4 protein-coding genes are annotated in these 2,249 nt (G+C 40.0%); all 4 read left to right on the forward strand.

The window, feature by feature from the left end:
* Positions 1-23: 23 nt before the first annotated feature.
* The 4 genes from ACZFYI_RS19340 to ACZFYI_RS19355 all read left to right on the forward strand — a co-directional run bounded on the left by ACZFYI_RS19340 (position 24) and on the right by ACZFYI_RS19355 (position 2,144).
* Positions 24-347 (forward strand): DMT family transporter, encoded by a 324-nt coding sequence (locus ACZFYI_RS19340; protein WP_462525760.1) that lies wholly within the window; start codon positions 24-26, stop codon positions 345-347.
* 4 nt (positions 348-351) lie between these two features.
* Positions 352-876 (forward strand): GNAT family N-acetyltransferase, encoded by a 525-nt coding sequence (locus ACZFYI_RS19345; RefSeq protein ID WP_462525761.1) that lies wholly within the window; start codon positions 352-354, stop codon positions 874-876.
* Between the two features lie 222 nt (positions 877-1,098).
* On the forward strand, positions 1,099-1,743 hold the full coding sequence (locus ACZFYI_RS19350) for a hypothetical protein (RefSeq protein WP_462525762.1): 645 nt from the start codon (positions 1,099-1,101) through the stop codon (positions 1,741-1,743).
* Positions 1,737-2,144, forward strand: a complete 408-nt coding sequence (locus ACZFYI_RS19355) for a S41 family peptidase (RefSeq protein ID WP_462525763.1) — start codon at positions 1,737-1,739, stop codon at positions 2,142-2,144. The genes ACZFYI_RS19350 and ACZFYI_RS19355 overlap by 7 nt, the downstream gene beginning before the upstream one ends.
* Positions 2,145-2,249: the final 105 nt, after the last annotated feature.

Genomic DNA, 2,249 nt, shown 5'->3' on the forward strand with positions numbered 1-2,249 from the left:
ACAATTAAAAAATATAAACCACAATGAATTGGATCATTTTGATTATCGCAGGTCTGTTTGAAGTGGCTTTTGCCTTCTGTCTGGGTAAGGCTAAAGTGGCTACCGGAAACGACATGTATTTTTGGTACGCGGGTTTTTTGATTACCCTTGGCATCAGCATGGGACTTTTGGTCAAAGCTACCCAAACCTTGCCGATCGGGACAGCCTATGCCGTATGGACAGGAATCGGTGCCGTCGGGACGGTACTTGTGGGGATTTTGGTATTCAAAGAACCTGCGACATTTCTGCGCCTGCTGTTCATTACCACTTTAATCGGTTCTATCATCGGATTAAAAACAGTCTCCTAATCACATGGAAAACATCCTCCTCAAAAGGGTTTACCCCGAAGACCTCGCCCAATTGCAGCAGATCGGCAGGCAGACTTTTCTTGAAACATTTGCGGCATCCAACAGCGAGGAAAACATGACCACCTATTTGGCGGAAGGATTTTCTACCGAGAAGCTAAGCACCGAACTCCATGATGCGCATTCTGAATTCTATTTTGCCATCTTGGGCGAAAAGGTCATCGGTTACCTGAAAGTGAATTTTGGTCCCTCTCAGACGGAGTTAAAGGATGACAAATCCCTGGAAATCGAAAGGATCTATGTCCTGCAGGAATTCCATGGGAAAAAAGTGGGGCAGATGCTTTTCGACAAAGCCATCCAAATCGCCAAACAACAGCATGCCGACTATGTGTGGCTAGGCGTATGGGAACATAACCCAAGAGCCATCCAATTCTATAAGAAAAACGGTTTTGTAGAGTTTGACAGGCACATCTTCCTCTTAGGCAATGACGCACAGACCGATATCATGATGAAGCTGAAGGTGAAATCGTAGGGAATAGATAATCCTATAAATAGTCGGAAGGGAGGATTGGATATGTAACTCAAAGAGATTAAGTTTAGGTAATTGAAAAACATCAACCTTATTTTTGGTACTTAATCGATTTGGATAGATCTCAACAAGTTTTTGGTAAATACAATGGCTGTACCATAGGAGAATACTAACATAAATAACGAAACAAAAGATATGAATCGAGATCACTTCAAAACTCTAAATTTGATTTTAATTCTTTTAGGATTTTCTTTTACTACAGTTAAAGCCCAAGAATGCGATTGTAAAACAGATGTGGCGTTTTTGGCAGAACGCTACAAAAAAGACTATAGCGGTTTTCAAGACTTCAAGATTTCACATCCGGATTATAAAAAGCAATTTCAGTCTTTTATTGACCGGTCCACTACCATTAATGATGTGATTAAATGCCACGAGGTTATTGGCGAATTAATCGCTTACCTTGACAATGGTCATGTCGCATTTGGTGTATTGGAAGAGAACCCCAAGTTTGAAGAACTATACGAAGATGATGACAAAGATTATTATCCTTCGCTTGTTTTCCCGGATTCAGGGACAGCATTGCTCACTATAAAAACCGGTAATCTTGATTACAAGATAGACTTAGATACCTTAATTGAAAATAATAAATCTAAACTTGACATCACCGAGCACCTAATTATTGATTTGCGGGGAAACTCAGGAGGTGGGGATGATACCTATAGCAATGTAATACCTTTCCTATACACCAATCCAATTATTACCAATGGTACCTTTTTGTGGACCTCTGAAAACAATATTTCCCTTTTGAGCAATATGTTGACAATCCGAATTTGCCGGAAGAAACAAGACAACAAATCGGGGAAATGGTAAAAAAAGGAAAAGCAAACCCGAATAATTTTGTGCTTTTTGGTGAAAATGAGACAGATACTGTTAAGCTTGAAGTCATAAAGGATTTCCCAAGAAAAGTGAGCATTCTTATTGACGGTAAATGCACGAGTGCCACAGAAGAGTTTTTATTGAAAGCCAAGCAGAGCAGTAAAACCACCATCTATGGGTATGAATCTACAGGCGGTGCTTTGGATTACTCTAACCTTAATCCTGTAATTACGCCTTCCGGCTTTTGGTATGCTACCGTACCGACTACCCGCTCAAGTAGATTACCTGAAAATCCTGTTGACCCAGGTGGTATTTCACCGGACGTTTTGGTCAATAAAAATGTTGATAATCTGATTGAGTTTGTGATAAGCCAATATAAAAGTGCCAATGAATAAAAACGGGGTACAATAATAAATATAAAAACTTAGCACCGTTCGGGATGGTAGGCTTCATATAGAATACATTACCATCCTGATTCAAATTCCCCCGAAACATCCTGT

It is taken from the genome of Aquiflexum sp. (assembly GCF_977115555.1).

Coding starts and splice junctions, on each gene's coding strand:
- ACZFYI_RS19340 (WP_462525760.1), top strand. CDS start 24: ATGAATTGGATCATTTTGATTATCGCAGGTCTGTTTGAAGTGGCTTTT.
- ACZFYI_RS19355 (WP_462525763.1), top strand. CDS start 1,737: ATGGTAAAAAAAGGAAAAGCAAACCCGAATAATTTTGTGCTTTTTGGT.
- ACZFYI_RS19345 (WP_462525761.1), top strand. CDS start 352: ATGGAAAACATCCTCCTCAAAAGGGTTTACCCCGAAGACCTCGCCCAA.